General features: G+C 42.9%; 6 protein-coding genes. All 6 read left to right on the top strand.

Going from position 1 to position 5,155, the window contains the following annotated elements; translation table 11 throughout:
- The first annotated feature begins 68 nt into the window (after window positions 1–68).
- A complete protein-coding gene (locus QZZ35_RS08840) occupies window positions 69–1,967 on the top strand; it encodes a JAB domain-containing protein (RefSeq protein ID WP_291237070.1) in 1,899 nt (632 codons plus the stop codon).
- On the top strand, window positions 1,964–2,218 hold the full coding sequence (locus tag QZZ35_RS08835) for a hypothetical protein (protein ID WP_291237069.1): 255 nt from the start codon (window positions 1,964–1,966) through the stop codon (window positions 2,216–2,218). Before QZZ35_RS08840 ends, QZZ35_RS08835 begins: the two co-directional genes overlap by 4 nt.
- Window positions 2,208–3,050, top strand: a complete 843-nt coding sequence (locus QZZ35_RS08830; protein WP_291237068.1) for a DUF4316 domain-containing protein — start codon at window positions 2,208–2,210, stop codon at window positions 3,048–3,050. Before QZZ35_RS08835 ends, QZZ35_RS08830 begins: the two co-directional genes overlap by 11 nt.
- 66 nt (window positions 3,051–3,116) lie before the next feature.
- Entirely contained in the window at window positions 3,117–3,722 is a 606-nt protein-coding gene (locus QZZ35_RS08825) for a hypothetical protein (protein ID WP_291237067.1), read from the top strand.
- Window positions 3,723–3,942: 220 nt separating this feature from the next.
- Window positions 3,943–4,134, top strand: coding sequence for a DNA-binding protein (locus tag QZZ35_RS11695; protein ID WP_291237072.1), 192 nt, complete (start codon window positions 3,943–3,945; stop codon window positions 4,132–4,134).
- A 513-nt stretch (window positions 4,135–4,647) separates the two neighbouring features.
- Window positions 4,648–5,155, top strand: a 508-nt coding sequence (locus tag QZZ35_RS08815) for a ParA family protein (protein WP_291237071.1), incomplete at its 3' end; no start/stop codon positions are given.

The following is a 5,155-nucleotide window of genomic DNA, read 5'->3' as shown; positions in this document are numbered from 1 at the left end:
AAAGAAAACAATTGAAGAAATGGGATCGGATGAATTTATCATCGAGGTTCCTTTGGGAGGTGATGACGATGTCGGAAAATAATATGCTTCCACAGGTTTCCATTCGTATGGTGCAAGAGAAACCACTCCTTGCCAATGAAGTCATGATTAATCCAGAAGCTGCAATTCGAGTGATGCATGACTTTTTAAAGGATATGGATCGTGAACTTGTCTGTGTGGTAAATCTGCAGAGCGATTTGAAACCAATCAACATGAACATCGTAAGTATCGGTGCCTTAAGAGAATCTATGATTCATCCAAGGGAACTTATGAAGTCAGCGATTCTTAGCAATGCCAATTCCATTATGATGATCCACAATCATCCATCCGGGAATCTGGAACCATCCAAGGAAGATATTCTTGTAACGGATCGAATTCATCAGGTTGGAGAACTTCTTGGTATCCAGCTGACAGATCACATCATTGTGGGCAAAGGAAATGAATACTACTCCTTCCATGAAAAAGATAAGATGCCGATTTCGAAAAATCGTTATGCTACCAATCTGGAAGAAATCAACATTGCTCAAAAGGTTGCGGAAGCTGCGGTGGAAGAATCCTATACCCAGGAATCCAACCCGGTCAAAAATGAACGGGTTCAAACCACTGCCTTGCCAGTCCCTGGTAAAGACTTGAGTAGTATTATGGAATCCTTGGAAATGGGTGTGCAGAACTTTTTAGATGGCGATCAGGAACGTTACAAAGACTTCCTGAAGATAATGACAAAGTTCCACAACTATTCGGTCAATAATACCCTTCTGATTGCCATGCAGCGACCAGATGCCACTCTTTGCAACTCCTATAAACGTTGGCAGTCTCTTGGGAGACAGGTAAGACGTGGGGAAAAGGGAATCACTATCATTGCTCCTGCTCCGATCAAACAGAAGCAGACCAGAGAACGAAAAAATCAGTATCAGGAACCGGTCATTGGTGAAGATGGACATCCAGAGATGGAGGAAGTCGAGGTTGTTATCCCAAGGTTTAAGGTAGCCACAGTATTTGCCTATGAGCAGACAGAAGGGGAACCACTTCCTTTACTTGTTCCGGAAGAACTGACTGCCAGTGTAGAAAATTATGAGATCTTCATGGAAGCGATTACCAGAGTCTCCCCAGTACCGATCCGATTCGATGAGATTACCAGCGGTGCCAAAGGTTACTACGACAATGCCAATAAAGAGATCGTTATCAACACTGGTATGAGTGAAAGCCAGACCATGAAAACAGCCATCCATGAATGTGCTCATGGACTTCTTCATGATAAAGACATCATGAAGGCAAACGGCGAAATCAAAGACCGTATGACCAAAGAAATTGAGGCGGAAAGCTGTGCTTTTTGTGTCTGTGCAGCCTTCAATCTTGACACTGGTGACTACTCCTTCCCTTACATTTCCGGATGGAGCAAAGAACATGATATGCAGGAATTAAAAGGTTCCCTGGATGTGATTCGAAAAACATCCGGTGAATTCATTGATAAGGTCACACAGGAAATGCAGACCCTCCTGGAAGAACGAAATCAGACGGCGGAAGTTCATGTAGAAGGAACCCTCACCTTCTATGTGGCAGAATGTATGGAGTTCCCGGTTATGGGGGAATTCCATGATGGATTATCCCTGGATGAAGCCATCAAAATCTATGAATCTATCCCATCGAATCGTATGAATGGTATCAAAGGTATTGGTTTTGATCTGCAGGATGACACCATCTTTGCCGGTCAGTACGAATTGTTTAGTGGTGATAAGGTTCTTTATGATGCTATCGATATGGTAGATCATTACAAAAAGAATCCGATGATCCAGGATGCCATAAAGAAACTGGAAACCTATTTGGCACAGAAACACGAGAAAGAACAAACGGTATCAAAACCCCAGGTTATGAAACAGGAACCGGTGGCAGCAAAACCACCGAAGAAACGAGAGGCGGTATCACTATGAGTAAAGTAAGGTTTGAGGTTGCAGAGTTGCAGTTGGTCGCTATTTTTGAGTGCACTACTCTTCTTGCAACCATTCAGTATATGCGAGAAGTATTCCAGATCATGTTGAAGGAACCGAATAAGGATCCTCAGATGATCCAGCTTATGGTTTCTGCCATGTATAAGCTGAGCTGTATCAGTGAGCAGGAATACCAGGATCTTCAGGTGGGAACCTATCTGATCGGTCAGGAGGACGATGCCCATGAAGCTTAATCAGTATGCAGTCTACCGGGTGGATCAAACATCCCCCGGTAAGATGCTTTGGCATAAATCTTATTCCGAAGTCCAGCAAGAGAAGTTATCGATTCAGTTTGAATATTATGGACAGCAACGAATCGAAAAGGTATTGCCCAAAGATACGGCTATGACCATCTGGAACAAAAGAAAAGATAGCTTTGAAGTGAGCGATGTTCTTGTCCTCAATAAAGAAGGCGAACTGACTGCTTATTACATCAGTGAAGATTATCTGACTCCTATCGAGGGCTTTATCCGGATAAATACTTCTGGTGCTCTCATCTCTATGGAGACAGTAAATTATCACCTGGAGAACCGTAAAGGAAGCTGGATGGCCACAGATTACATTATCATTGATGGCAAACAATTCTTCTTACTGGAACATGAGGAATACCGAAATTCAGTGCCTGGCGTGGTCCTGGATGCTTATGGAAAGCTGATTGCTGATGATGTACGTAATGGCTTTGATGATACTGTAAAACAGCAAATACGAAACCAGATCCGTCCACAGGAAGTAACAAAGCAAACTCCATTAAATCAGCAGAAACAACGATTAGAAATCTGGCAGAAATACTACCAGAACGGCGAATGGCTCAGACAAGCAGAATCCGGCGGAGAAGCCAACTACGATATGGTGGATGGCCGAGTCAATAACATTCCAGATCAACCTAAGGAAGAAACACCAAAGAAGCGAAAAAAGAAAGAATCTGTGATTGGTAAGCTCCGAAAGAAACAGATTGAGATCGCAATCCGTTCCGGAAAACCAATCCCAAAATACTTAGAACAAAATAGAGAATTGAAAAGATCTTAAGGAGAAGTCCTTCACTACTGTCACTGGTAGTGAGGGGCTTTTCTTTTTTGCGAAAGGAGAACCTACATGAGTACAAAACGAATTATGAGTATAGAATCGAATATTTACCACAGACCAAGCTGCAAGTACGTTGATTTTATGAAACCTGGCAACAAGGAAAAGCTACTTTGGGAAGATGCAAAGCGTTGTGGTCGTCCTTGCAGACACTGCAATAGTATGAGCTTCCTCTGTACAGAGGAACGAAAAACAATCGAATGGAACACAGAGAACCGAAATATGGAATTCAAGTACAAGGATGGCATGCTGTATGTGAAGACAAAGGTAGGCTGCTGGAAGCTTGTGTATGCCAGAAACATGGAGCAGATTGCTTTATATCATCGTAACTCCAGACAGGCAGAACTGGACTTCAAGCATCCGGAAAAAGACCGCTATCATCAGCAGAAGGATCAGCTCTACTTCAATAATATCGCCCAGGCACTAAATTACATCTACGACCATGACAAGTACAAAGCTGCCGTACAGCGTGGAGATAAAAGAATCGTGTATAAGAACAAGAAGTATAAAGAACAGGCAAAGAGACGAGAAAGAAAGGCTGCACTCAGACGTGTGGATCGGTTATTTGATATGATTGAGAAAGAGCGCCTGGAAAAAGAACAGATAATGCATGGATAAGGGATAGCACCTTGGTGGTTGATATGGACTGCCAGGGTGCTTTTTTTATAGATCTATCTTTTTGTTAATTTTACAATCTAGAATTTTCATCTTGAATAAAACTTTTTATTATATATTAGACGATGCCAAAAAGCAACTCCTTATAATTGACTTTAAGCGTAGTTTGGCATATAATATAATTTATATAACTATACATTTTTTTGAGAATAAAGGATTGATTATGGGATACTTATCACTTCGACAAACAGCAGAAAAATGGGGACTTTCCATACGTAGAGTACAGACTTTATGTAGTACGGAAAGAATACCAGGAGCAACAAAGATAGGGTTTTATTGGGCCATTCCAGAAGATGCCGAACGACCAAAAGATGCTCGTGTAAAAAGTGGTCGATATATAAAGAAAAAGAGGTAAGGCCTCAAAGCGGCTCGTCGCGCTCCGCAGTTCAGCAAGCGATAATCGACTGCTCAGACTATATCAAAATGGTTCAAAAAGCCCGGAAAATCAAGGTTTTCCGGGCTTTTGCTATATCTAAACGGGCTGATATGGTTTGACCAAATTTGGCAAAACGAGAGCCGTTTTCACCCAATTTTTAGTGGTTAAATATAGGACAACCGGCAAAAATGGGGTCAAAAAACGGCCTTAGTGGTTAAAAAATAGGACAACCAGAGAGCAATTTCGGGGGTATTTTTGAGGGTGATTTTGGCACTCTCAGACACCGGATTTTTCTCTGGAGGGTTTGGCATAATCTGACCAAATCTGAACAATTAAATACGATTCTAATGCAGGCATTCAGTAACAAATAACTGGGTGCTTTTTTGTTTCAGAGATTCCGGCATTAGAAAGGGCCGTCACTTTATGATTTTGAAGTGGCGGCTTTTTCTATTTCCAGAAGCAACAGCGATAATTAGAAATGAGGTGAAGTCAATGAACACGCAAATCATCGCCATCGCCAACCAGAAAGGCGGCGTTGGCAAAACAACAACCTGTGCGAACTTGGGAATAGGTCTGGCACAGGCCGGAAAGAAAGTGCTTCTGATCGACGGGGACCCGCAAGGAAGCCTGACAATCAGCTTGGGAAATCCGCAACCGGACAAGCTGCCATTTACACTGTCGGATGCAATGGGCAAAATTCTGATGGATCAGCCTATACGCCCCGGAGAAGGTATTCTGCATCATGCAGAAGGCGTTGACCTGATGCCCGCCGACATTCAACTTTCCGGTATGGAAGTATCCTTGGTAAATGCTATGAGTCGTGAGACTATCTTGCGGCAATATCTGAACACACTGAAGGGGCAATACTCCCATATCCTCATCGACTGCCAGCCCTCCCTTGGTATGCTCACAGTCAATGCGCTGGCGGCTGCGAACAGGATCATCATTCCCGTTCAGGCAGAGTATCTGCCCGCTAAAGGGCTGGAACAGCTGCTCTCCA

Origin of the sequence: Frisingicoccus sp., assembly GCA_016298055.1 — a bacterium.
Lineage (GTDB): Bacteria > Bacillota > Clostridia > Lachnospirales > Lachnospiraceae > Frisingicoccus.
This window is presented reverse-complemented; position numbering and strand designations above follow the sequence as displayed.

Coding starts and splice junctions, on each gene's coding strand:
- QZZ35_RS08840 (WP_291237070.1), top strand. CDS start 69: ATGTCGGAAAATAATATGCTTCCACAGGTTTCCATTCGTATGGTGCAA.
- QZZ35_RS08835 (WP_291237069.1), top strand. CDS start 1,964: ATGAGTAAAGTAAGGTTTGAGGTTGCAGAGTTGCAGTTGGTCGCTATT.
- QZZ35_RS08830 (WP_291237068.1), top strand. CDS start 2,208: ATGAAGCTTAATCAGTATGCAGTCTACCGGGTGGATCAAACATCCCCC.
- QZZ35_RS08825 (WP_291237067.1), top strand. CDS start 3,117: ATGAGTACAAAACGAATTATGAGTATAGAATCGAATATTTACCACAGA.
- QZZ35_RS11695 (WP_291237072.1), top strand. CDS start 3,943: ATGGGATACTTATCACTTCGACAAACAGCAGAAAAATGGGGACTTTCC.